The 23,039-nt window shown below is 71.5% G+C and carries 22 protein-coding genes; 15 read left to right on the top strand and 7 right to left on the bottom strand.

The genetic code is table 11. From position 1 onward, the window contains the following. Positions 1-87 precede the first annotated feature (87 nt). Entirely contained in the window at positions 88-918 is an 831-nt protein-coding gene (locus tag QRN49_RS14770) for a siderophore-interacting protein (RefSeq protein ID WP_284756530.1), read from the bottom strand. Between the two features lie 28 nt (positions 919-946). On the opposite strand from QRN49_RS14770, the gene QRN49_RS14765 reads away from it, so the two are divergent. The 4 genes from QRN49_RS14765 to QRN49_RS14750 are packed head-to-tail and all read left to right on the top strand — an operon-like array spanning position 947 to position 5,101. Beyond that, positions 947-2,050, top strand: a complete 1,104-nt coding sequence (locus tag QRN49_RS14765; protein WP_241660429.1) for a FecCD family ABC transporter permease — start codon at positions 947-949, stop codon at positions 2,048-2,050. An 11-nt stretch (positions 2,051-2,061) separates the two neighbouring features. After that, positions 2,062-3,123: a FecCD family ABC transporter permease gene (locus QRN49_RS14760; protein WP_284756529.1), complete on the top strand. Its 1,062-nt coding sequence runs from the start codon at positions 2,062-2,064 to the stop codon at positions 3,121-3,123. Further along, positions 3,120-4,070 carry an ABC transporter ATP-binding protein gene (locus QRN49_RS14755; RefSeq protein ID WP_194653562.1) on the top strand — a complete coding sequence of 317 codons (951 nt, stop codon included), beginning with the start codon at positions 3,120-3,122 and terminating at the stop codon, positions 4,068-4,070. Before QRN49_RS14760 ends, QRN49_RS14755 begins: the two co-directional genes overlap by 4 nt. 11 nt (positions 4,071-4,081) lie before the next feature. Next, positions 4,082-5,101 (top strand): ABC transporter substrate-binding protein, encoded by a 1,020-nt coding sequence (locus tag QRN49_RS14750; RefSeq protein ID WP_111023547.1) that lies wholly within the window; start codon positions 4,082-4,084, stop codon positions 5,099-5,101. Positions 5,102-5,182: 81 nt separating this feature from the next. Here the strand turns inward: QRN49_RS14750 and QRN49_RS14745 are convergent, their stop codons facing one another. Both QRN49_RS14745 and QRN49_RS14740 read right to left on the bottom strand, forming a co-directional pair. Beyond that, complete coding sequence (locus tag QRN49_RS14745) at positions 5,183-6,967, bottom strand: transglycosylase domain-containing protein (RefSeq protein WP_284756535.1); 1,785 nt, start codon at positions 6,965-6,967, stop codon at positions 5,183-5,185. Between the two features lie 18 nt (positions 6,968-6,985). Next, positions 6,986-7,237 (bottom strand): hypothetical protein, encoded by a 252-nt coding sequence (locus tag QRN49_RS14740; protein ID WP_284756528.1) that lies wholly within the window; start codon positions 7,235-7,237, stop codon positions 6,986-6,988. A 170-nt stretch (positions 7,238-7,407) separates the two neighbouring features. Here QRN49_RS14740 and QRN49_RS14735 point away from each other — a divergent pair, with 170 nt between their 5' ends. Then, the gene (locus tag QRN49_RS14735; protein ID WP_284756527.1) at positions 7,408-7,977 is read left to right on the top strand and encodes a GNAT family N-acetyltransferase; all 570 of its coding nucleotides are present in this window, start codon (positions 7,408-7,410) and stop codon (positions 7,975-7,977) included. Between the two features lie 55 nt (positions 7,978-8,032). Beyond that, positions 8,033-8,224 (top strand): hypothetical protein, encoded by a 192-nt coding sequence (locus tag QRN49_RS14730; protein WP_284756526.1) that lies wholly within the window; start codon positions 8,033-8,035, stop codon positions 8,222-8,224. Positions 8,225-8,254: 30 nt separating this feature from the next. Here the strand turns inward: QRN49_RS14730 and QRN49_RS14725 are convergent, their stop codons facing one another. Next, a complete protein-coding gene (locus QRN49_RS14725) occupies positions 8,255-8,758 on the bottom strand; it encodes a MarR family winged helix-turn-helix transcriptional regulator (RefSeq protein ID WP_284756525.1) in 504 nt (167 codons plus the stop codon). Positions 8,759-8,852: 94 nt separating this feature from the next. Between QRN49_RS14725 and QRN49_RS14720 the strand changes: the two genes are divergently transcribed. Beyond that, positions 8,853-9,785 carry an NADP-dependent oxidoreductase gene (locus QRN49_RS14720; protein ID WP_284756534.1) on the top strand — a complete coding sequence of 311 codons (933 nt, stop codon included), beginning with the start codon at positions 8,853-8,855 and terminating at the stop codon, positions 9,783-9,785. Positions 9,786-9,841: 56 nt separating this feature from the next. Further along, positions 9,842-10,831 carry an alpha/beta hydrolase gene (locus QRN49_RS14715; protein ID WP_284756524.1) on the top strand — a complete coding sequence of 330 codons (990 nt, stop codon included), beginning with the start codon at positions 9,842-9,844 and terminating at the stop codon, positions 10,829-10,831. A gap of 38 nt (positions 10,832-10,869) precedes the next feature. Here the strand turns inward: QRN49_RS14715 and bla are convergent, their stop codons facing one another. After that, entirely contained in the window at positions 10,870-11,814 is a 945-nt protein-coding gene (gene bla, locus QRN49_RS14710; protein ID WP_284756523.1) for a class A beta-lactamase, read from the bottom strand. Between the two features lie 60 nt (positions 11,815-11,874). Here bla and QRN49_RS14705 point away from each other — a divergent pair, with 60 nt between their 5' ends. Then, positions 11,875-12,432: a GNAT family N-acetyltransferase gene (locus tag QRN49_RS14705; RefSeq protein ID WP_284756522.1), complete on the top strand. Its 558-nt coding sequence runs from the start codon at positions 11,875-11,877 to the stop codon at positions 12,430-12,432. Between the two features lie 160 nt (positions 12,433-12,592). Here the strand turns inward: QRN49_RS14705 and QRN49_RS14700 are convergent, their stop codons facing one another. Next, complete coding sequence (locus QRN49_RS14700; RefSeq protein WP_284756521.1) at positions 12,593-14,074, bottom strand: mannitol dehydrogenase family protein; 1,482 nt, start codon at positions 14,072-14,074, stop codon at positions 12,593-12,595. Between the two features lie 161 nt (positions 14,075-14,235). On the opposite strand from QRN49_RS14700, the gene QRN49_RS14695 reads away from it, so the two are divergent. The 5 genes from QRN49_RS14695 (at position 14,236) to QRN49_RS14675 (ending at position 19,556) form a co-directional block, all read left to right on the top strand. Then, positions 14,236-14,874: a TetR/AcrR family transcriptional regulator gene (locus QRN49_RS14695; RefSeq protein ID WP_027466131.1), complete on the top strand. Its 639-nt coding sequence runs from the start codon at positions 14,236-14,238 to the stop codon at positions 14,872-14,874. Between the two features lie 86 nt (positions 14,875-14,960). Further along, positions 14,961-17,555: an MMPL family transporter gene (locus QRN49_RS14690; RefSeq protein WP_284756520.1), complete on the top strand. Its 2,595-nt coding sequence runs from the start codon at positions 14,961-14,963 to the stop codon at positions 17,553-17,555. Positions 17,556-17,689: 134 nt separating this feature from the next. Next, positions 17,690-18,133: a MarR family winged helix-turn-helix transcriptional regulator gene (locus tag QRN49_RS14685; protein ID WP_017888357.1), complete on the top strand. Its 444-nt coding sequence runs from the start codon at positions 17,690-17,692 to the stop codon at positions 18,131-18,133. Positions 18,134-18,184: 51 nt separating this feature from the next. Beyond that, the gene (locus QRN49_RS14680; protein ID WP_027466129.1) at positions 18,185-18,397 is read left to right on the top strand and encodes a hypothetical protein; all 213 of its coding nucleotides are present in this window, start codon (positions 18,185-18,187) and stop codon (positions 18,395-18,397) included. 37 nt (positions 18,398-18,434) lie between these two features. After that, the gene (locus QRN49_RS14675; protein WP_110865182.1) at positions 18,435-19,556 is read left to right on the top strand and encodes an alkene reductase; all 1,122 of its coding nucleotides are present in this window, start codon (positions 18,435-18,437) and stop codon (positions 19,554-19,556) included. Positions 19,557-19,649: 93 nt separating this feature from the next. On the opposite strand, the gene QRN49_RS14670 is transcribed toward QRN49_RS14675, so the two are convergent. Beyond that, positions 19,650-20,732: a hypothetical protein gene (locus QRN49_RS14670; RefSeq protein WP_284756519.1), complete on the bottom strand. Its 1,083-nt coding sequence runs from the start codon at positions 20,730-20,732 to the stop codon at positions 19,650-19,652. A gap of 81 nt (positions 20,733-20,813) precedes the next feature. Between QRN49_RS14670 and QRN49_RS14665 the strand changes: the two genes are divergently transcribed. Beyond that, positions 20,814-22,928: an acyltransferase family protein gene (locus tag QRN49_RS14665; protein ID WP_284756518.1), complete on the top strand. Its 2,115-nt coding sequence runs from the start codon at positions 20,814-20,816 to the stop codon at positions 22,926-22,928. The last annotated feature ends 111 nt before the right edge of the window (positions 22,929-23,039 follow it).

Below are 23,039 nucleotides of genomic sequence, written 5' to 3'. Positions count from 1 at the left end.
GCCCGAAAGCACCAGGCATCGCGCACGCCAGGGGAAGAACCGGGCGTACCTGGCGCGAGCGGGCATACCTGCCAGGAACCGCGCGGGTCAGGCGGGGACGGAGACCTTCGTCTCGTGCTTCCAGAAGCCGGAGAACGTGATGCGCGACTTCGGCAGGCCCGCACGGTGCAGGTGGCGGCGGCCCTCGGTGGCGAGTCGCGACTCCCCCACGACGAACGCGTACCCCTGGTCGTCGGACGGCACGTGCCGCTGCAGTTCGGCGAGGGCTCCGCTGCCGGGGACCGCACCCGGCTGCCGGACGATCCAGGTCACCTGCACGCCGGTGGGGGCGTCGAGGTCGCGGATGTCGGCGGGGGTCGGGACCTCTTGGATGATGCGGCCGACGGTGTCGCGCGGCAACGAGGCGGCGATGCCGACGACGCCGGGCAGGCCGGTCTCCTCTGCGGCGACGACGACCTCGCTGGTGCCGGCCGGGACGTCGAAGATGCAGCCCTGGTCGAGCATCGCGAGCTCCTCGCCGGGGCGTGCGGCGCAGGCCCAGATCGCGGCGCGGCCCTCGAGCTCGCCGCGGTGGTCCAGGTGCACGACGAAGTCGATGTCGAGCTCGGCGGTGCCGTCGGCGAGCATGCGGTAGGCGGCGACGGTGTAGTTCGCGCAGTGGGGGCGGATGTCCTCGGGGATGCCGAGGAACGTCGGCCACCACTTCTTGCCGTCCAGGTCGGGCATCCGGAAGGTGTCCTGGTCGGGGCGCCGGACGAACAGGCGGAACCAGTGGTCGAAACCGAGGTAGCCGAACTCGTGCAGGTCGTCGCCTGTGACGGTGACGCGCTGCATCGAGGGGGTCACCCGCTGGGTCCGGAGGACACGGGCGCGGAAGAGCCGGGGGTTCGTCGGCAGGAGCCGCGGGGTCTTCGCCATGAGGCAAGGCTAACCTAAGATGACTTCCGTGCCAGCCCCCAATCCCGTTCTGGCTTCCGGTCCGGAGGCCCCCGAACCCGTCGCGTCCAGCGCCCGAGACGGCGACGCGTCCCGTGCCCTCGGCGTCCACCGGACCGCGATGCGGCGGCGGACCGCGGTCATCATCGGGCTCGTCGTCGCCCTCGTGCTCGTCGCCGTGGCGAGCATGCTGCTCGGCAGCAACCGCATCGGTGTCGCCGAGGTGTGGGCAGGGCTCACCCGCTCCGGGTCGAGCACCGACGAGGCGATCGTGTGGGGCTCCCGCATCCCGCGCACGCTCATCGGTGCTGCGGTCGGGGCGGCCCTCGGCATCGCCGGACTCCTCATGCAGGGACACACCCGCAACCCGCTCGCCGACCCCGGCCTGTTCGGGGTCTCGTCGGGTGCGGGGCTCGCGGTGGTGCTCGGCGTCTACGTGTTCGGGGTGACGAGCACGAGCGCGACCGTGTGGTTCGCCCTGGTCGGGGCCCTGGTCGCGAGCGTCGTCGTCTTCTCGGTGACCATCGCCGGCAGCGGCACCGCCAGTCCGGTGCCACTCGCCCTCGCCGGGGCCGCGGTCTCGGCGCTGCTCGCCGCCCTGACCTCCTTCGTCGTGCTGACCGACCAGGCCTCGCTCGACGCGTACCGGCTCTGGGTCGTCGGGTCCCTCGCGGCACGGCAGCTCGACATCCTCGGGGCGGTGTGGCCGTTCCTGGCCGCCGGGCTCGTGCTCGCGGTGCTGAACGTCCGCGCCCTCGACGCCCTCGGGCTCGGGTCCGAGCTGGCGAAGGGGCTCGGCGAGAACGTGCTCGTCGCCCGGCTCGTCGGCCTGGGCGGGATCACCCTGCTCGCCGCCGGGGCGACCGCTGCTGCCGGCCCGATCGGCTTCGTCGGCCTGACCGTGCCGCACGTCGCTCGCGCGCTCGTCGGCACCGGACACCGCTGGACCCTGCCGGTCTCCGGTCTGGTCGGCGCCGCCCTCGTGCTGCTCGCCGACGTCATCGGTCGCCTGATCGGCGGGTTCTCCGAGGTCGAGGTCGGCATCGTGCTCGCCGTCATCGGCGGCCCGGTGTTCGTCGCCGTCGCCCGTCGCCGATCGCTGGTGTCGCTGTGAGCGGGGCAGCGGTGCGAACCCCCGGCCGCGCCGGCATCCGAATCGGCCCGGTCGGCCTCGCCTGGCGCCCCCGGGTGTTCTGGTACACGGTCGGGTCGATCGCCACCGTCCTGGTGCTCATCGTCCTGGGCACGGCGGTCGGATCGACGTGGATCGCCCCCGGGGTCGTCATCCGGTCCCTGCTCGGCCTGGAGTCCGGGCCGGACGCCTTCATCATCACCACCCTGCGCCTGCCCCGCGTGCTCACCGGCGCACTCGTGGGCCTGACGCTCGGGGTGGCCGGCGCGCTCACCCAGACCTTCACCCGCAACCCCCTCGGCACCCCGGACATCATCGGTGTCACGGCGGGCGCGAGCGTCGGTGCGGTCGCGGCGATCGTGCTCGGCGGCGGGACGTACTCGGTCTCGTCCCTGGTGCTCGGTGGCGGGATCCCGGTGGCGGCCACGATCGGCGCCCTGGTCGCGGCGGTCCTGGTGTACGGCCTGGGCTGGCGCGGCGGCGTGCAGAGCTACCGACTCGTGCTGGTCGGCATCGGCGTGAGCGCGACCCTCGACGCGGTGACGAGCTACCTGCTCGTCCGCGCGAAGATCACCGTCGCCACCGCGGCGTCGCAGTGGCTCGTCGGCAGCCTGTCGAGCACCTCGTGGGAGAGCGTCTGGCCGCTGCTCGTGGTGGCGGTCGTCGCGGTGCCGATCGCGCTCGCGACGAGTGCGGCCCTCGGCATCGGGCAGCTCGGCGACGAGGTCGCGACGGGCGTCGGACTCGGCGTCCAGCGGCACCGGCTGCTCGTCATCGCGCTCGCGGTCGTGCTGACCGCCGCCGCCGTGGCCGCCGCGGGACCGGTCGGCTTCGTCGCGTTCGTCGTCCCGCAGGTCGGGCTCCGGCTCGCCGGCACGAACCGGCCACCGCTGCTGCTCGCCGGTGCCCTCGGTGCCGTGCTCGTGCTCGCCGCCGACCTGCTGTCGCGTTCCGCGTTCCCGTGGCAGGTGCCGGTCGGCATCATCACCACCGTGATCGGGGCGCCGTACCTGATCTGGCTCCTCGTCCGTCACCGCAAGGAGATGTCCCGATGACAACATCGCACCAACACGAGCACGAGCACCACACCCCCGTCCTCGAAGCCACGGGCCTGTCCGTCGGCTACGACCGCCAGCCCGTGCTGCGCGACCTCGACCTGCGCATCGAACGCGGCACCGTCACGACGTTCCTCGGGGCGAACGGCTGCGGCAAGTCGACCCTGCTCAAGGCGTTCGGCCGCGTGCTCAAGCCACAGGGAGGCGAGGTCCTGCTCGACGGCACCCCGATCCGCAGGGAACCGAACCGCCAGGTCGCCCGCAAGCTCGCGATCCTGCCGCAGTCCCCCGTTGCCCCCGCGGGCACCAGCGTGCTCGACCTGGTGATGCGCGGCCGGAACCCGCACCAGTCGTGGGCGAAGCCGTGGACCGCCGAGGACGCCGCCGTCGCCGAAGAGGCCATCGCCGCCACCGGTCTGACCGAGGTCGCGCACCGCGACGTCACGAGCCTGTCCGGCGGGCAGCGCCAGCGCGCCTGGATCGCCATGGTCGTCGCGCAGCAGGCCCAGACGCTCCTGCTCGACGAGCCGACCACCTACCTCGACCTCGCGCACCAGCTCGAGGTCCTGCGGCTCGTCCGGCGACTGAACCGCGAGCAGGGGTCGACGATCGTGATGGTGCTGCACGACCTGTCGCTCGCGGCGCGGTACTCCGACCGGCTCGTGGTGCTGCACGACGGCGGGGTCGTCGCCGACGGCACACCGCACGAGGTCCTCACCCCGGCACTGCTCGAGCACGCGTTCGGCCTGCACGCCCGGGTGTTCCCCGACCCGGTGACCGGTGCACCGATGATCGTGCCCGAAGCAGACGAGCACGACCCCGTCCCGAGTGCCCAGCCGGAGCACCCGAGTGCCCCGACGGAACACACGGCCCCCAGCGCCCGGACCGGGCACACCGTCCCGACGAAAACCGAAGACGTGCTGGCGAGTACCGCGAACTTAGGTTAGCCTCTCCTAACGTGAAGACCTCCCGACGTGGCCACCTGCGCGCCGCCCTCCTGACCTCCGTGACCGTCTCGGCACTCCTCCTGACCGGCTGCTCGAGCACCGGCAACTCGAACGACTCCGACTCCGACGGCGGCACCGCCGCGTCGAAGGCCTGGTCGTACGAGGACGCCACGGGCGCCACCGTGAAGGTCGACCACACGCCGAAGCGCGTCGTCGTGCTGAACGACATCGCCCTGTCGTTCATCGAGTACGGCCTGAAGCCCGTCGGCACCTTCGGGCAGCTGACGATGGCGAAGGACGCCCGGTTCAAGGGGCTCGACACCGACGGCATCACGCAGCTCGGCACCGCCTACGGCGACATCGACCTCGAGCAGCTCGCCGCGCTCAAGCCCGACCTCGTCGTCACCTCGGTCTACCCGACCGACGCCAAGGGCACGCTCGACACGAAGCAGCCGGGCTACGGCTTCAAGGACAAGGCGCAGGAGAAGCAGATCGAGGCCATCGCGCCGGTCGTCCAGGTGAAGTGGGGCGGCAAGGGCGAGGACGTCATCGAGAAGATCGCCGAACTGTCCGAGTCCCTCGGCGCGAAGGAGTCGACGGTCGACGCCGCCGAGGAGCGCTTCGACACCGCGGCCGACGAGCTCGAGAAGGTCTCGAAGGAGCAGGACCTGTCGGTCGTCTCGATGTACGCCGACGGTGACGGCGCGTACGTCACCCGCCCGACCGACGAGCCGTCGCTGCAGATGTACGCGTCGTACGGGGTCGACTTCGTCAACCCGAAGCCCGAGGGCTTCTACTGGGGCATCTACTCGTGGGAGAACGCCGGCCAGATCACCGGTGACGTGCTGCTGCTGTCGCAGCAGGGCTACCAGGTCGCCGACCTCGAGAAGCAGCCGACCTTCGCCGACAACGCCGCGCTCGAGGCGGGCCAGGTCCACAGCTGGACGTTCCCGGCCCTCGACTACGCGTCGCAGGCTGACTACATGACCAAGCTCGCGGGCTGGCTCGAGGACAGCAAGAAGCTGTCGTAGGACGCAACCGAGAACCGGCCTGGAGGCGCGGTGCCAGCTGGCACCGCGCCTCCAGGCCGTTGGCGGTTGCGTTCCGGGCCGTCAGCCGACCGGCAGCGCCGCGTTCACCGCCGTCTGCGCGTCGCGCCAGACGGCCGCGCGCGACCCCGCGTAGGTCCCGCCCTGACCGTTGGAGAACGACCGCAGGTTGTGCTTCGCGCCGTCCGTGTTGCCCTGCCAGTAGGCGGTGACGGCACGCGAGGTCCCGCCCACCAGCCACACCTGGTCGGCCGCGTCCGTGGTGCCGGTCTTGCCGAACAGGGTCGCGCCGTCGGGGGTCTGCCCACCGCTCGCCGTGCCGCCGCGGAACGCGCCCTGCATGACGTCGAACGCGGTGGCCGCGGTCTGCGGCGACACCGCCTGCTTGCAGGTGCGGGGTTGTCCGCCGAGTTCCTCGCCGTCGGGTGCGGTGACCTGGTCGATCACGACGGGTGCACAGAACCGCCCGCCGTTCGCGATGCCCGCGTAGGCCGACGCCATCGTGAGCGGGGCGATGCTCTCGGTGCCGAGCAGGGACCCCGGGTTCCAGGGCAGCTCGCCACCGGTCGCCAGGTGCACCCCCAGCCGCTCGGCCACGTCGCGGATGTCGCACAGGTCGAGCTGTTCGGCCATCGACTGGTACGCCGCGTTCACGGACTGCGCCGTCGCCGACCGGACCGAGTACGGACCACGCTGCCCGGGTGAGTCGTTCTTCGGCTGCCAGAACGCCGAGGCGGGTCCACCGCAGGCGGTCCACTCGCTGTGCGGATGCGGTGTGCCGTTGACGACGGTGTCCGGACTGCGGCCGGCCTCGATCCACGCCAGCAGGGTGAACATCTTGTAGGTCGACCCGGTCTGGAACCCCGTCGAGCTGCCGTCCGCCTGGTCGGTGGCGTAGTTCAGCGAGGTCGCGGTGCGCGGTGCGTCGGACGACCGGTCGTGGTCGGTGTTCTGCGCCATCGTCAGCACGCGGCCCGTCCCGGCCTCGACAGTGTTGAACGTGGCCCCCAGCGCCAGCCGGGTCTCGGTCTTCGGGTCGTACTGGTCGAGCAGCCGCTTCTGTTCCGCGTTCAGGTCGAGGTCGAGCGTGGTCTGGATCCGGTACCCGCCGGTGCGCCAGGCGTCCGCCCGCTGCTGCTTCGTCGCGCCGAGCTGCGGGAGCCGCTGGGCGATGGTCTCCGCGTGGTCGCAGAAGAACTCCGCGCCCACCTCGACCGCCTCGCACCCCTGCTGCGGGGCCGTCAGGTGCACGTAGTCGGCGACGCGGGACAGCCGCGCCGTGCGGTACTCCTCGGTCGACAGGTGCCCCTGCTCGTGCATCGACCGCAGGATCACGTTCCGCCGCGCGGCGTTGTCGCGGTGGTGGTCCGGCGTCGACAGGTCCCGTCGCTCCGGCCACTGCACGATCGCGATGAGCGACGCCGCCTCGGCCGGGGTCAGGTCGGTCGCCGACTTGCCGTAGTAGTGCTGCGCCGCCGACTGCACCCCGTAGGTCTGGTCGCCGAAGTAGGCGATGTTCAGGTACGCCGCCAGGATCTGCTGCTTCGTGTACTGCTTCGCCAGGCTGATCGCGAGCTTCATCTCGGCGAGCTTGCGCTGCGGTGTCCGCCGGGTCGCGTCCTCGTACGCAGCCTCGCGCTCCTCGGCGGTGGGCAGTTCGCTCGCCTGCTGGATCTTGATGTTCCGCACGAGCTGCATCGTCAGGGTCGAACCACCCGACCCGCCCTCGGTCCCGGACGTGGCGACGCTCACGAGCGACCGGACGACGGACGTCGCGTCGACACCGCCGGTCTCGTGGAACCGCTTGTCCTCGCCGTCCACCGCGGCGTGCTCCAGCTGGTCGCTGATCTGCTCGAGCGTGAGCTCCTACCGGTCCTGGTCCCACACGTTCGCCAGGTGCACCGGGTCGCCGCCGCGGTACGCCCAGATCTGGTTCCGCTGGGGCAGCTGCCCGATCTCGATGTCCTCCGGCAGCGACTCGAACACCCCGATCGCCGAGGTCGTGCCGACGCCGGCGACCGCGATCACCGGAGTCACCCCGACGCTCACCAGCAGCCCGGCGAGCACACTGCCACCCACGAAGCCGAGCGCGGCTCCCCCTGCACGTCGCATCGTCATGTCGTCCGTTCCCCCTCGGTCGCACCATCATCGGCGCGGTCCGGAGAGGCTCGCAGTCCTGCTCGGGCGGTCGCCGTGACTTCCCCGCGGAACACCGTCGTGTCCGCTGGGAAAGTGCCGGGGTCGGTCGCCGCTCGGCGCTCGCCGCCCGTGCGGAGGATGATCGGCCCATGGAGTACTCGACGGCGATGCTCACCGAGGAGACGTGGCCCGACTTCGCCGCGCTCGTGACCCGCAGCAACGGCGTGTGGGGCGGGTGCTGGTGCATCGGTTTCCACCCGGACGGCCCACGCGGGACGCCCGACCCGACGGTGTCCCACCAGGAGGCGAAGCACCGCCACGTGCGGAACGGCACGAACCACCAGGTGCTCGTCTACGCCGACGGCACGGCGGTCGGGTGGTGCCAGTTCGGGCGGCCGGTCGAGCTGCCGACGATCCTGAACCCCGGCGCGTACGCCCGCGACGCCTCGACGCCGCCGGACTGGCGGATCGGCTGCGTGTTCGTGGAGTCCCGACACCGGGGTCAAGGGGTCGCACGCGCCGCGGTCACGACCGCACTCGAACAGATCCGGCGGGCCGGCGGCGGAACCGTCGAGGCCTACCCGGAGCAGACGGTCGAGCGGAAGCCGCAGCGTGGTGCCTACCTGCACACCGGGCCGGAAGAACTGTTCACGCAGTTCGGGTTCGTGCGCGACCGCCGCATCGCCAAGTGGCGGTGGGTGATGCGCACGACGGTGTGACCGGCGTACCCGCTCGACGCCGCGCTGCCAGCCCGGCGCGCGTACCGTGGGAACCGTGACACGCACCGCTCCGGTACGACCGCACCGCCTCGCCCTCATCGGCGCCGCCGTGGCCCTGGTGATCGGGTTCGGACTGCTCTTCACCCCCTGGGACGGGCCGGTCATCGTGCTCGCCTGGGCGCTCATCGTCGCCGCGGTCGTCCTCGGCGCCATCACGCTGTTCCTGGTGCGGGCTCCCCGCAGCTAGGCCGCGCACACCCGCCGGCGCGACCGTCGGTCAGCCGCGCCGCCGCGCGCCCGCGGAGCGTGGCGGGTTCGCGCGCAGGTGCTCCGCCGCTCCCCCGAGGATCCGTGCGAGGTCGTCGACGTCCGAGTCGGACATCGACGCGAACAGCAGGGTGTGCAGCGCCTCGATGTGTCCGGGGAAGACCGCGGCGAGGACGTCACGACCGGCCCGGGTGATCGTCACGACCGTGCTGCGTTCGTCGTCCGGCGAGGGACCGCGGGTGACCAGCCCGCGCTGCTCGAGCAGTTGCGCCTGGTAGGTCAGTCCGCTGCGGCTGTAGACGACCCCGTCGGCGAGGTCGGTCATGCGCTGCTGCCCGCCCGGAGCGTCACCGAGCCGGGCGAGCAGCTGGAACTGCACGTAGCTCAGGCCGCCCACGTCGCGGAGCTGCCGCTCGACCGCGTGGCGGAGCAGGCTGCTCACCTCGGTGAAGGCGAAGTACGCCCCGAGCTGGGTCGGTGTCAGGGAGTTCGGCGCATCGGTCACGAGATCCATCCTACCCGTTGCTTCGAGTTCGAAGCAGTGCTAGCGTCCTCGTCAGTTGCTTCGAACTCGAAGCACATGAGCAACACCGACGAAGGGCATGATCATGCAGGCAGTACGGTTCCACGACGTCGGCGGTCCCGAGGTGCTCCGCACCGAGGACGTCGAGCAGCCCACCCCGGGCGCCGGGCAGGTGCGACTCCGCGTCGCCGCCTCGGCGTTCAACGCGGCGGACAACGGGATGCGGGGCGGGTTCCTGCCGATCCCGGTCCAGCTGCCGCACGTTCCCGGCTACGACGTGTCCGGCACCGTCGACGCGCTCGGCGACGGCGTCGAGGGGATCGCGATCGGGGACGCCGTCGTCGCGTTCCTGCCGATGGAACTCGACGGCGGGGCGGCCGAGTACGTCATCGCCCCGGCGGACGCGGTGGTCGCCGCACCGACGAGCATCCCGCTGGCCGACGCGGCGGCGCTGCCCTCGGTGGCGCTCACCGCGTGGCAGGCACTGTTCGACGACGGGCGGCTCAAGGCAGGCCAACGCCTGCTGGTCATGGGAGCCGGCGGCGTGGTGGGCAAGTACGCGATCCAGCTCGCCGTCCGCGCCGGGGTCCACGTGATCGCGACGGCGAGCCCGCGCAGCATCGAGGCCGTCCGGGCAGCCGGTGCCCACGAGGTGATCGACCACACCACGACCGACGTCCGCGCCGCCGTGACGGAGCCGGTCGACGTGCTCCTGAACCTCGCCCCGATCGACCCGCAGGACTTCGCGGCACTCGTCGACGTCGTGCGCGACGGCGGCGCGGTCGTCAGCACCACGGCGTTCATGGCCACGCCGGACGACGAATCCCGCGGGGTCCGGGCGGCGACGGTGTTCGTCCTGCGCAACCGCGAGCGCCTGGCGGAGCTGGTGTCCCTGGTCGACGCCGGGGCGCTCACGGTCGAGGTCACCCGGCGCATCCCGCTGATGGAGCTGCCGTCCCTGCACGCCAAGGCGGCCGCGGGACGGATCAGCGGCAAGGTCGTGGTCCTGGTCGGGTGACGGCCGCACGCCCCCGCACCAGCACCACCCGCAGCAGCGCCGGATACGCTCGGCGCATGACGGACCAGGGGTGGCACGAGGACGTGCTCGGAGCACCGTACGAGCGGCTCGAACTGCCGCTCGGTACCGACTCCGAGGGGCCCGTCGTCGCCACCCTGGTCCGCCGCCGGCACACCCCGACGGACCTGCTGCTGCATGGTCGCGGGCCCCTGCACGGGGTCGACGTGCTCTACGTGCACGGCTGGTCGGACTACTTCTTCCAGGTCGAGCTCGCCGAACGCCTCGAGCGGCTCGGCGCCCGGTTCCACGCACTGGACCTGCGGAAGTACGGTCGGAGCCTGCGTCCGTACCAGACCCCGGGCATGGTCGACGACCTGGCGGTGTACGACGAGGACATCGCCGCAGCGCTCGACGCGATCTCGGCCGAGCACCCCGGCTCGGACCGCCGCCGGCTCGTCCCGATGGGCCACTCCACGGGCGGCCTGACCCTGTCGCTCTGGGCAGCCCGGCACCCGGAGCTCGTGCACGGCCTCGTGCTGAACAGCCCGTGGCTCGAGTTCCAGGCCACCGCGGTCGGGCGGGCGATCGTCGCACCGGTCATCAAGCTCGGTGCCCGCCGGAACCCCCTCGCGCCGATGCCCGCCGTCGACCCGGGCTTCTACACCCGCACCGTCTCGGCCGAGGGCGAGGGGTCGTGGACCTACGAGCAGCAGTGGCGGCCGGAGCGCGGCTTCCCCCTGCACCCCGGGTGGCTCGCCGCGGTCTTCGACGGCCAGGCACAGGTCGAGAAGGGCCTCGGGATCGGGGTCCCGACCCTGGTGATGCTGAGCGACAAGAGCATGCTCCAGCCGCGGTGGGACCCGGGCATGGCGCGGGCCGACGTCGCCCTGAACGTCGACACGGTGGCGCACCGCTCGCTCTCCCTCGGCGAGGAGGTCACGGTCCGCCGACTCGCCGGCGCCCTGCACGACGTGGTGCTGTCCGCGCCGGAGGTGCGGGAACGGGCGTACGACACCATCGGGCGCTGGGCGAGCACACTCCGATAGCCCCGCGACGCCCAGCGACGCTCCGCGACGCGTGCCGCTCAGTCGGACAGCCCGGCCACCGCGGCACGGGTCGCCGCGGCGACGAGCGCGTCCGACGGCTCCGCGCCGGGATCGGCGCGGCTCGTCATCACCACGAGCACGACGGGGTCGCGCCCCGGCGGCGTCACGACCGCGATGTCGTTCCGGACCCCGTAGGACGCCGTGCCGGTCTTGTCGGCGACCCGCCACGACGGGTCCACCCCGGCGCGGACCGTCGCGTCCCCGGTCGTGTTGCCGAGCATCGCCTCGCGGAGCACCCGACGGTCGGCGGCGTCGAGCGCGTCCCCGAGCAGCACGGTCCGGAGGTCCGCCGCGAACCGCTCCGGCGTCGTCGTGTCCCGCCGGTCACCCGGGATCGCCTGGTTCAGGTCGGGTTCGACCCGGTCGACGCTCGTCGTCCGGTCCCCGATGCCGCGCAACCACCGCTCGACGGCGTCCGGCCCGCCGAGCCGCTCCACCAGCAGGTTCGCCGCGGTGTTGTCGCTGGAGCGGAGGGCCGCATCGACGAGCTCGCGCACCGTCATCCCGGTGTCGACGTGCTCGCTCGTCACGGGTGCGTACTCGAGCAGGTCGCCGCGGTCGTAGTGCACGACGGTCGCCAGGTCGGCGTCGGACGAAGCGTCCAGGACCGCCGCCGCGATGAACACCTTGACGGTCGACGCGAAGGCGAACCGCTCCCCCGCACGGTGTGCGATCGTCCGGCCGCTCCCGGTGTCGATCGCGGCGACCCCGAGCCGTGCGTCGTACCGCCGCTCCAGCGCAGCGAAGGCCCGCGCGGTAGCGGGGTCGGTCGCCGGATCGGTCGACGGCGCCACCGAAGCCGACCCAGACGCAGAAGCCGACGCTGACGTGGACGACGTCGGCCCGGTCGTGTCACCACCCGGCGCACCGGAGCACCCCACCAGCCCGACCAGCACCAACGCCGTCAGAGCAGCGGCCGTCATCCCCGTCCCACCTCGCACGCCCCGAGCCTGCCCGACGACCGTGCAACTACCCTGAGCGGCATGCCAGCCCCCGCCGTCCGCCTCACCCGCCTGGACCCCACCGGCACCGACCGCCAGGAGCTGCTCGCGTTCCTGACGTCCGAGGAGTTCCCGTTCCACGTCCGACGGCGCATCAGCGCGGCCGACGCGGCGAGCGCCGTCGACTCCGGCGCCTACCGCGACGACGAGCACGACACCTCCTGGCTCGACCACGACGACCTCGGGCGCATCGGACTGGTCCGCCTCGAGGACCTGGCGGACCCCGTCCCCCTGTTCGACCTGCGCCTGGCCGGTCGGTTCCGGGGCCGCGGCCTCGGGGTCCCCGCCCTGCGTGCGGTGACCGACCACGTGTTCACGACGATGCCCGCGATCACGCGCTTCGAGGGCCAGACCCGCGAGGACAACACCGCCATGCGCCGGGTCTTCGTCCGCGCCGGGTGGGTGCAGGAGGCCCACTACCGCGAGGCGTGGCCCGTCGACGGCGGCCAGGCCGTCGGGTCGGTCGGCTGCGGCGTGCTGCGCCGCGACTGGGAAACGGGCGAGACCACTCCGGTGCCGTGGGACGACGTCGCGCGGTGAGCGGCTGATGGTTCTGGTTCACGATCCTCGGGGTTCGCGAACCGGAACCGTCATCGCGCGGACACGAACCGCCGTCCCGCGCCCGTCCCGTGGGCAGCAGGCGGACGGGAGGCCCGTGGCGGCGCCGCCACGGGCCTCCCGTCCGTCGGTCGGTCGCGTCTCAGGACCGTGACAGGCGCTCCACGGTGGCGTGCGCGCCGTCCGCGATGAGCCCGTCCAGGGCGTCGCGGTACGCGGCGACGAACCGTTCGTCGTCGACCAGGTCGCCGAAGACCTGGCGGTTCGCGATGAAGGCGAGGCGGTCGTCGCGCTGGGTGAGGGCGATGCGGTGCAGGGGCTCGGCGAGCCGGTCGACGATCTCGATGCGTTCGCCGGACTCGTCGGTGCCCTCGTCGTAGCGGGCCCAGGACGCGACGATGCCGGCGGACAGCGTGACGGGTCGACCGGCGGCCAGGTTCTCGCGCACGACGGGGAGCAGCCACTTCGGGATCCGGTCGCTCGACTCGGCGCAGAGCCGGGCGAGGGTGTCGCGCACCTCGGGGTTCTGGAAGCGCTCGATCAGGGTCGACTTGTAGTCCTCCAGGTCGATGCCGGGCACCGGGTGCAGCGTCGGCGTGCCCTCGTCGTCCATGTAGCGGCGCAGGAAGGTCGCGATCGCCGGGTCCTGGGTGGCCTCGTGCGCGTAGCGGTACCCGGACAGGTAGCCGAAGTAGCAGAGCCCCTGGTGGCTGGCGTTGAGGAGTCGGAGCTTCATGAGTTCGTACGGCTCGACGTCGTCGACGAGCTGGACGTCGGCGTCCTCGTAAGGTGGGCGGCCGGCGGGGTGGTCGTCCTCGAGCACCCACTGGAAGAACGGTTCGGCGACGACGGGCCAGGCGTCGTCGATGCCGAGCTCGTCGCGGACCCAGGCGCGGTCCTCGTCGGCGGTGACCGGGGTGATGCGGTCGACCATCGAGTTCGGGAACGCCACGTGCTCGTCCATCCAGTCCGCGAAGGCCGGGTCCTGCAGCCGGGCGTAGGCGGTGAACATCGACCGTGCGACGTGTCCGTTGCCCTGGATGTTGTCGCAGGACATCACGGTGAACGGGTCGAGGCCGCGGTCCCGTCGGCGGCGCAGTGCCTCGACCACCAGGCCGAACACCGTGCGGGGAGGGCCGTCGCCGCGCAGGTCGGCCGCGACGCCGGGCTCGTCGGCGACGAACTCGCCGGTGACGTGGTCGAAGTTGTAGCCGCCCTCGGTGATGGTCAGGCTGACGATCCTGGTGTCCGGGTGCGCCATCTTCTCGACGACGGCGTCCGGGTCGTCGACGGCGAGCAGGTACTCGACGATGCTGCCGACGACGCGTGACTCACGGGTGCCGTCCGGGTGCTTGAGGACGAGCGTGTACAGGCCGCCCTGCTCGGCCATCGCGGTCGCCATCCGACGGTCCTGCTCGAGCACGCCCACGCCGCAGATGCCGTACTCGCGGGCCTCGCCTCGCTGCAGGAGCCGGTCGACCGCCATCGCCTGGTGCGCGCGGTGGAACCCGCCGACGCCGAAGTGGACGATGCCGGCGGTGATGCCGTCGCGGTCGTAGGTGGGCACGGCGACACCGCTCGCGGCGATCTCGTCGAGGGTCTCCGGGGACAGGCGGACGGGCATCGGTACTCCTTCGTACGGCAGCGGTTCGTCCCGCCAGTCTGGCACCCGGCACCTCCGTCTGAACAGCGGTGCAGCACAGACGTTCTGCACCGGGGGACGAACCTGGGGATGCACTCAACCTCGTTGCACCGAGTGCATCGATGCACCTAGTGTTCGATCTCGTGACCATCGCGACCGACCGCCGTGCTGCCCTCAAGGCGAAGCACCGTGCGGCGATCCTGCAGGCCGCTCGCGACCTGATCGACGAGCGCGGCGGCCGCGACTTCAGCGTGGACGACCTCGCCGCCCGGGCCGACATCGCCCGGCGCACCGTGTTCAACCACTTCGCCTCGCTCGACGAGGTCCTGCTGGCCGTGTGCGAGCAGGAGCTGTCCGTCATCATCGACCGGTTCCTCGCCGACATGGCCCGGACACCGGTGGGCGACGGCAGCCGGGCGTCGATGTTCGACGAGCTCGAGTCCGCCGCCCGCGGTGCCGACCTGGCTCCGGCGATCGCCAGCATGTACCGGATCCTCGGCGACCCCGGCAAGGACGACCCGAAGGCAGCGGTCCTGACCCAGACGGCGTTCTCGCGGGTGACCGAACGACTCCGGCACGAGGTCGCCCGGCGCTACCCGGCCGCCGACCCCCTCGACGCCGCACTGCTCGTCGAGTCGCTCATGAGCGGCATCGTCGTCATCGCGGAGCACTGGCTGGCGACGTCCGGCCCCGAGCTCGACCAGCCGGCGCTCGACGCCTGGGACGACCTGCTCGCACGACTCGTGCACAGCGTCCGCAGCGGCTACATGGCCGACGACTGACACCGCCACACCTCCTCATCCCCCAGGGGTCCACCGGCGCACCCCGCACCACCAGCACCTGACACGAAAGGACCGCAGGCAACCGCATGGCCGGTCTCCTCTACCGTCTCGGACGGTTCTCCGCACGACGCCACTGGCTCGTGATCATCACCTGGGTCGTGATCATGGCCGTCGCGGGCGTCACGTACACGCTCTTCGCCGGCACCATCTCGTCGTCGATCACGATCCCGAACACCAAGACCAGTCAGGTGCAGGACCAGCTCGCCGACAAGTTCCCGTCGGCGAACGGCGGCAACGGCACGATCGTCTTCGAGACGAAGGACGGCAAGGCGTTCTCGTCGTCGCAGCAGTCCGAGATCGACGACTTCCTGACCAGCCTCGAGAAGCTCGACGGCGTCAAGGGCACGACGAGCGGCTTCGCCACCCAGGACCAGCTCGACGAGGGCCAGCAGAAGATCACCGACGGCAAGGCCACTCTCGCAGCAAACGAGAAGAAGCTAAGCGACCAGCAGAAGACGATCGACGCCGGCAATCAGCAGATCGAACAAGCTCAGAAGCAGATCGACGCGCAAAAGGCACAGGCTCAGGCGCTGACCGGTGCCGCAGCGGCGGCAGCTCAGCAGCAGATCGCGGCGGCCCAGGCGAAGCTCGACGCACAGCAGACGACGTTGGAGTCTGGCCAGCAGCAACTCGATGCAGCGGCCAAGAAGCTGGCAGACGGCAAGGCGGAACTCGACGAAAACGCGGCCCGGCTCGACCTGTCGAAGGACATCCGCTTCGTGTCGGACAACGGCAGCGCCGCGATCGGCACCGTGCAGTTCACGAAGTCGACCTACGAGGTCCCCGCGGACACGAAGACCGCCATCGCGGAGGACGCCGAGTCGGCCGACATCCAGGGCGTCAACGTGTACGTCTCGAACGACATCGCACAGGGTGTGCCGTCGATCCTCGGCCCGGGTGAGATCGGCGGTGTCATCATCGCCGCGATCGTGCTGCTCCTGATGCTCCGCACGGTCATCGGTGCCGCGGTCCCGCTCGTCAGCGCCGTGCTCGGCGTCGGCGTCGCCTCGCTCACCGCCCTGTCGTTCTCGAGCGTGGTCGAGTTCATCTCCGTCACGCCCGTGCTGGGGGTGATGCTGGGCCTGGCGGTCGGCATCGACTACTCGCTGTTCATCCTGAACCGACACCGGACCCAGCTGAAGCAGGGCATGCAGGTGCACGAGTCCATCGGGCTCGCGAACGGCACGTCGGGCAACGCCGTGGTGTTCGCCGGTGCGACGGTCATCGTCGCGCTGCTCGCACTGAACATCACCGGCATCCCGTTCCTCGGTCTGATGGGCACGGTCGGTGCGGTCGCGGTGCTCTTCGCGATCCTCATCGCGACGTCCTTCACCCCGGCCCTGCTGTCGCTCATCGGCATGCGGATCCTGCGGAAGAAGGAGCGCGCGAAGATCGGCAACACCGACTCCACGCGGATCCCGAACAAGCCGATGTCGAGCTGGCGCGCGGTCATCACGCTCGTCCTCGGCGTCGCGGTGCTCGGCACCATCGCCCTGCCCGCGACCCAGATGCGCCTCGGTCTGCCGAGCGGTTCGTCCGAGGCCGTCGAGTCGAGCCAGTACAAGGCCTACAAGACGCTCGAGAAGGAGTTCGGTGCCGGTCAGAACGGCCCGCTGCTCGTCGTGGCGACCCTGCCGGAGTCGATCAGCAAGAGCGACGTCACCGCGACCGAGGTCACCATCGGCCAGGCGATCGCGAAGAACGACGACGTGGAGGCCGTGCTGCCCATCGGCGCCTCGAAGGACCGCGACATCGTCGCGTTCCAGGTGAAGCCCGCCGGCGGCCCGGACAGCGTCTCGACCGAGAACGTCGTGAAGGACCTGCGCGAGCAGACCGTCTCGACCGACGACGGCAAGGTCACCCTCGGCGTCGCCGGCAACGCGTCGGCGAACATCGACGTGTCCGAGAAGCTGTCGAACGTGCTGCCGCTCTACCTCGTGGTGGTCGTCGGGCTGTCGCTGATCATCCTCATCATCGTGTTCCGGTCGTTCCTCGTACCGATCACCGCCACCGCCGGGTTCATCCTGTCCGTGCTGGCGTCGTTCGGTGGTCTGACCGCGATCTACCAGTTCGGCTGGCTCGGCTCGGTCTTCGGTGTGCACGACCCGGCACCGATCCTGAGCTTCCTGCCCATCATCGAGATCGGCATCCTGTTCGGTCTGGCGATGGACTACCAGCTGTTCCTGGTGTCCGGCATGCGTGAGGCCTACGCCCACGGCGCGAGCGCGAAGGTGGCCGTCCAGCGCGGTCTGCACGCGGGTCGCGCGGTGGTCACGGCGGCGGCGATCATCATGATCTCCGTGTTCGCGGGCTTCATCTTCTCGGACTCGTCCACCATCAAGCCGATCGGCTTCGGGCTGGCGTTCGGCGTGCTGATCGACGCCTTCGTCGTCCGCATGCTGCTCATCCCGTCGGCGATGCACCTGCTCGGCAAGAGCGCCTGGTGGTTCCCGAAGTGGCTCGACCGCATCGTGCCGGACGTCGACGTGGAGGGCGCGAAGCTCGAGCGCACCCACCCGGTCGCCGGCCACGAGGACACGCACACCGGCACCCACGCGCTCCCCGTGGAGCCGGACGCGAACGCGCACGACTCGGGCCACCCGCCCGCGCACCGCGCGTAGTCGACGCACCAGCGCAACCACCCTGGAGGCCCGGTGCCGGTCCACGAGACCGGCACCGGGCCTCCAGGCCGTTGCGCCCACCGCCCCGGGTCGCGACCACACCACTTCGTGCACGAACGAAGTACCCTGAGGGCATGACCCAGACCGCACCGGACCCGCTCGCGCTCGACCGGCAGCTCTGCTTCGCACTCGCGGCGACGAGCCGCAGCGTCATCGGGCTGTACCGCGACCTGCTCGAACCGATGGGCCTGACCCACCCGCAGTACCTCGTGATGCTCGCCCTGTGGGAGCGGGACCCGCGGTCGGTACGCGAGATCGCCGGCGAACTGCGACTCGACTCCGCGACGCTGAGCCCGCTGCTCAAGCGACTGGAGGCCTCCGGCTACGTCCGCCGCACCCGCAGCGCCGCCGACGAACGCCAGCTCGAGGTGTCCCTGACGACCGCCGGGCACGCCCTGCGCGACCGGGCTCAGGCGGTGCCGCTCGCCGTCGCCGACCGGCTCGGGTGGCCACTCGCCCGCCTCGAGTCCCTCAAGGACGAGCTGACCGAGCTGCTGGAGCGCGTCGATCAGGTGTGATCCGCGGCCATCAGTGCCATAATGGTTCGTGCACGAACGAAAGGATGCACCGTGGGACGCTTCGGCCAGTGGTACGAACGGTGGAACACGACGCTCATCAACAAGATGGGCCCCTCGCAGATCGGCGCCGGTCGCCCCGAGGGCATCGACGACCGGACGATCGACCGGGGCTGCCCCCTGTGCGGCAAGCCCCTCTCCCAGCACCAGGTGATCCGGCCCGAGGGCCAGGTGCGTTCGTCGACGCTGGTGTGCCCACGCGACTGACCGCACTGCCTGAAGAAGTGCTCCGAGGCGGAATTGCATGGGACAACTCGTCGTTCGCCCTGACGTGAAGCTCTTCGAACCCGCCTCCATCGGCGCCCTGTCCCTGTCGAACCGCGTCGTCATGGCCCCGCTCACGCGCACCCGCGCCGGCGAGCACGGTGTCCCGAACGACCTGCTCGTCGAGCACTACCGGCAGCGCGCCGGCCTCGGCATGATCATCACCGAGGGCACCTGGCCCGTGCAGGAGGGCCGCTCGTACCCCGGGCAGCCCGGCATCGAGACCGACGACCAGATCGCCGGCTGGCGCCGCGTGACCGACGCCGTGCACGCCGCCGGCGGCACGATCGTCATGCAGCTCATGCACGGCGGCCGCGTCTCGCACACCGACATCTCGCAGACCCCGCGCATCGTCGCCCCGTCCGCCATCGCCGCCCCCGGGCAGACGCACCTGGCTGACGGCTCGAAGGCCGACATGCCCGTCCCGCACGAGCTGACCACCGCCGAGGTGCAGGAGGCCGTGCAGGGCTTCGTGCAGGCCGCCCGCAACGCGATCGCCGCCGGACTCGACGGCGTCGAGGTCCACGGCGCCAACGGCTACCTGGTGCACGAGTTCATGTCGCCGGTGTCGAACACCCGCACCGACCAGTACGGCGGCTCCCCCGAGAACCGCGCACGCTTCGCGATCGAGGTCACCACCGCCATCGCCGAGGCCATCGGCGCCGACCGCACCGGCATCCGCCTGTCGCCCGAGCACGGAATCCAGGGCGTCATCGAGGACGACGCCGCCGACGTCCGCGCCACCTACACCGCCGTCGCCGAGGGCCTCGCGCCGCTCGGCCTCGCCTTCGTCGACGTCCTGCACGCCGAGCCGACCGGCGACCTGGTGCAGCACGTCCGCCGTACCGCGGGCGCGCCGTTCATCGTGAACTCGGGCTTCTCGTCGCTCACCACCCGTGACGAGGCCATCGCGATCGTCGACGGCGACCACGCCGACGCCGTCGCCGTGGGCCGCGCCGCGATCGCCAACCCGGACCTCGCGCACCGCTGGGAGCACGACGCCGAGCTCAACGAGCCGCGTCCGGAGCTCTTCTACGGCGCGACCGCCGAGGGCTACACCGACTACCCGTCGCTGGCCGAGGCGCGCGCGACCGTCGCGTAGTCGACGCACCACCTGACGGACGGGAGGCCCGTGGCGACACCGCCACGGGCCTCCCGTCCGTACCGGGGCCACGTCGCAGGCGTGCGCCGACGGTCAGTGGTCGAGGACCGACATCGAACCGACCACCGCGACGGCCAACGGTCCGCTGTAGGACACGCAGACGACGCCCATCCACACGGCCCCCGCCCACGTCGCTCGCAGACGGCTCTTCCGCCGGTCGCGGAGCACGAGGCGACGCCCCGCGGCGGCGATCGCGTCGGCGTGCCCGTCCTCGAGCAGCGAGCGGTCGTCCTGGTACCGGGAGGCGGCGCGCACGATGCGCGGCACGACCTCGCCCAGGACTGCCTCGACCTGCATCCACGGCGCAGGGCGCGACCAGTCCGCGGCCCCCGGCGCCGAGAAGACCAGCCGGTCGTCGACCATCTCGACGTTCCAGCCGGCCGCGTGGTCGACGAGCGCTGCCATCACGTCAGGGGTGAGGACGTACAGCGCGTCCCGGCCGTAGTCCTCCGGCGCCCACACCCGGAAGTGCCGGTCGAAGTCGCCCTCCAGCGACATCCGCTGCCGGTGGCGGAGCACCACCGGCAGGTCGCTGCGACGACCGTCGTTCGCCGTGGCGTCGAGGAGCAGGTGCGGCAACGCTCCGGGCAGCCGGACGGCCAGGTACGTCCAGTCCCGCGAGACCATCCAGCGCCGCAGGACGCAGCCGAACTCGACGTCCGGGACGCCGTCGACGTGCACGGGGGCGGTGCCGAACCGGGGGTGGACACGGATACCGGAGGAGCGCGGGGTGATCATCGAGTCGAGCGGCTTCGGACGGACCGGACGCGCCGGGTACCCACTGGCCTCCCCCGTCAGCACCGCCCGGACCTCGTCCGGACGCAGGGTCCGAGGTCGTTCGCCCCGGACCAGGAGCACGACGAGCCCGACCACACCGGCGACGAGCACCACGAACCAGGCCACCCAGTGGACGACGTCGCCGACACCCGCACCGTTGTGGACGAGCCCGGTGCCCCAGACCACGAGCGCGGACGCGAGCCACGCGAGCGGGACCTCGATCGCCAGGAGCAGCGCGTTCCACCACCACGGGGCCTGTCGCGGGCGGCGCATCCGCGGCCGTCGCGCCGTCTCCGCCGCGAACTCGTCGTCGGACGCGGTCAACCAGCGCAGGTCCATCGGCCCCCCTCTGGAGAAGGATCGTAGCGTCCGCGCCGAGAACGCCCGGCGGAGCCGTCCACGTCTCCTAGGATCGACGCAGTGAGTACAGCAACGCCGGGCGAGCGGGGCCCCGCGCACCGAGCGCGCGACACCACGCGGTGGGACATCCAGGGCCTCCGCGCGTTCGCCGTCCTCGCGGTCGTCGTCTACCACCTGTGGCCGGGCGCCCTGCACGGCGGGTTCGTCGGCGTCGACGTCTTCTTCGTGATCTCCGGCTTCCTGATCACCGGGTTGCTGCTGCGGGAACAGCTGGCGACGGGCACGATCCGGCTCGGACGGTTCTGGTCGCGCCGGGCCAAACGCCTGCTGCCGGCCGCGTTCCTCACCATCGTCGTCACGGGCATCGCGGTGCTCGTCGCCGTGCCGAGCGCGCTGTGGGGGCAGTACGGGCGTGAGCTGATCGCCTCGACGGTGTACCTGCAGAACTGGGAGCTCGCGGCGAACGCCGTCGACTACCTGGCGTCGGCCGACGCCCCCTCACCGTTCCAGCACTTCTGGTCGCTGTCGGTCGAGGAGCAGTTCTACATCCTCCTGCCGCTCCTGCTGCTCGGCGTCGGGGCACTCGCGCGCCGTCGGTTCACGCCGTTGGCGACCGCGCGGCTGCTGCTCGGCAGCGTCGTCGTGCTGTCCCTCGTGTGGAGCATCGTGCAGACCGCCACCGACCCCGGCGTCGCCTACTTCTCCACCGGCACCCGCGCGTGGGAGTTCGCACTCGGCGGTCTCGTCGCCACCGTGCACCTGCCCGAGGTCCGCACCGAGGTCGCCCGACGGGTCCGCCTGGTCGCCACCGGCATCGGCGTCGTGGCCCTCGCACTGTCCCTCGTCGTGATCACCCCGGAGACGGCGTTCCCCGGGATCGCGGCGCTGCTGCCGGTCGCCGGTGCGGCACTGGTGCTGTTGTTCGGTGCGGGGACCGAGTTCGAGGACGTCGGGGCGCTGCGGCCCGTCGCCTTCTTCGGTCGGATCTCGTACGCGCTCTACCTCTGGCACTGGCCCCTCGTCGTCATCCTGCCGATCATGCTCGGCCGTCCGCTCGACTGGGCGACGAGTTCGGCGGTGCTGCTCGTCGCGATCGGTCTGGCCACCGTGACGACGATCTGGTTCGAGGAACCCGTCCGGTTCTCGACGTGGCTGCGGGACCTGCAGCCCCGGGGCGTCGTCTCGCTCGCCGTCATCTGCAGCTTCACCGTCGTGACGCTCGGGGCAGCCACCCTGACCGCCGTCTACGTGCAGGAGGTCAACGCGACCACGGTCACGAAGCAGGTCACCGCGGAGCAGGAGGACGACGACGAGTCCTGCTTCGGTGCCGCCGCGCGCATCGGGTTCGCCGACCCCTGCGTCGACCCCGAGCTCGCCGACGTCCGTGTGCCCGCTCCGGCCGTGGCCAAGGACGACGACGACAACCGCGCCGAGTGCTGGAGCGGCACGTTCCGGCCCTGCGTCCTCGGCAAGGCCACCGGCTGGTCGAAGCACCTCATCGTCATCGGCGACTCGCACAGCAACGCACTGCTCGGCGCGTACGAGAAGATCGCCGACGACAACGGCTGGCGGATCGACCTGGCCGGCGCCGGCGGGTGTTACCTCACCACCGCGCAGCAGGACTCGCTGAGCCCCTCGTCGATGCGGGGCTGCAACTCGTGGAAGCACGCCGCCATCGACTACGTCCGCGAGCACCGCGACGCCGACGCCCTGGTCGTCACCCACTCCACCACGCAGATGCCGGTCAGCCTGCCGCCCGGACCGGCCCGCGACAAGGCCACCCGCAACGGCCTGGTCGACGCGTGGGAGCAGGCCGCCGGTGACGAACTGCCCGTCATCGCCGTCCGTGACAACCCGGTGCCACGCCCCGACGTCGTCGCCTGCCTGAGCACGATGTCCGGGCCGACGACGGACGCCTGCGACCGGTCGCGCGCCGAAGCACTCGGCACGACGGACTCGTCGGTCGAGGCCGTCGCCGCGTTCCGGGCAGCCGGGGGCAAGGCAGCGTCGATCGACCTGAGCCGCTACTACTGCACCGACACCACGTGCCCCGCGGTCGTCGGGGGCGTCCTGGTCTACCGGGACAGCACGCACATCACGGCGACGTGGGCGTCCTCGCTCGAGCCGTACCTGGAGCGTGCGCTGCGGGACCGGTTGGCGGCGTTCGCGCGCTGAGCCGGGCGGCCCGAACGGGGGGACTGAGCGCTTCATCAGACGATCGTCTGCCGAATTGCAGGACCGTCCCAAGTTGAGGGACGAAGTTGCTCGGACCATGCCGCGGCCATC

This window comes from Curtobacterium sp. ME-Dv--P-122a, from assembly GCF_030209645.1.
GTDB classification, from domain to species: Bacteria; Actinomycetota; Actinomycetes; order Actinomycetales; family Microbacteriaceae; genus Curtobacterium; species Curtobacterium flaccumfaciens.
Note: the sequence above shows the minus strand (reverse complement) of the source record. Positions and strands in the feature narration are given on the sequence as shown.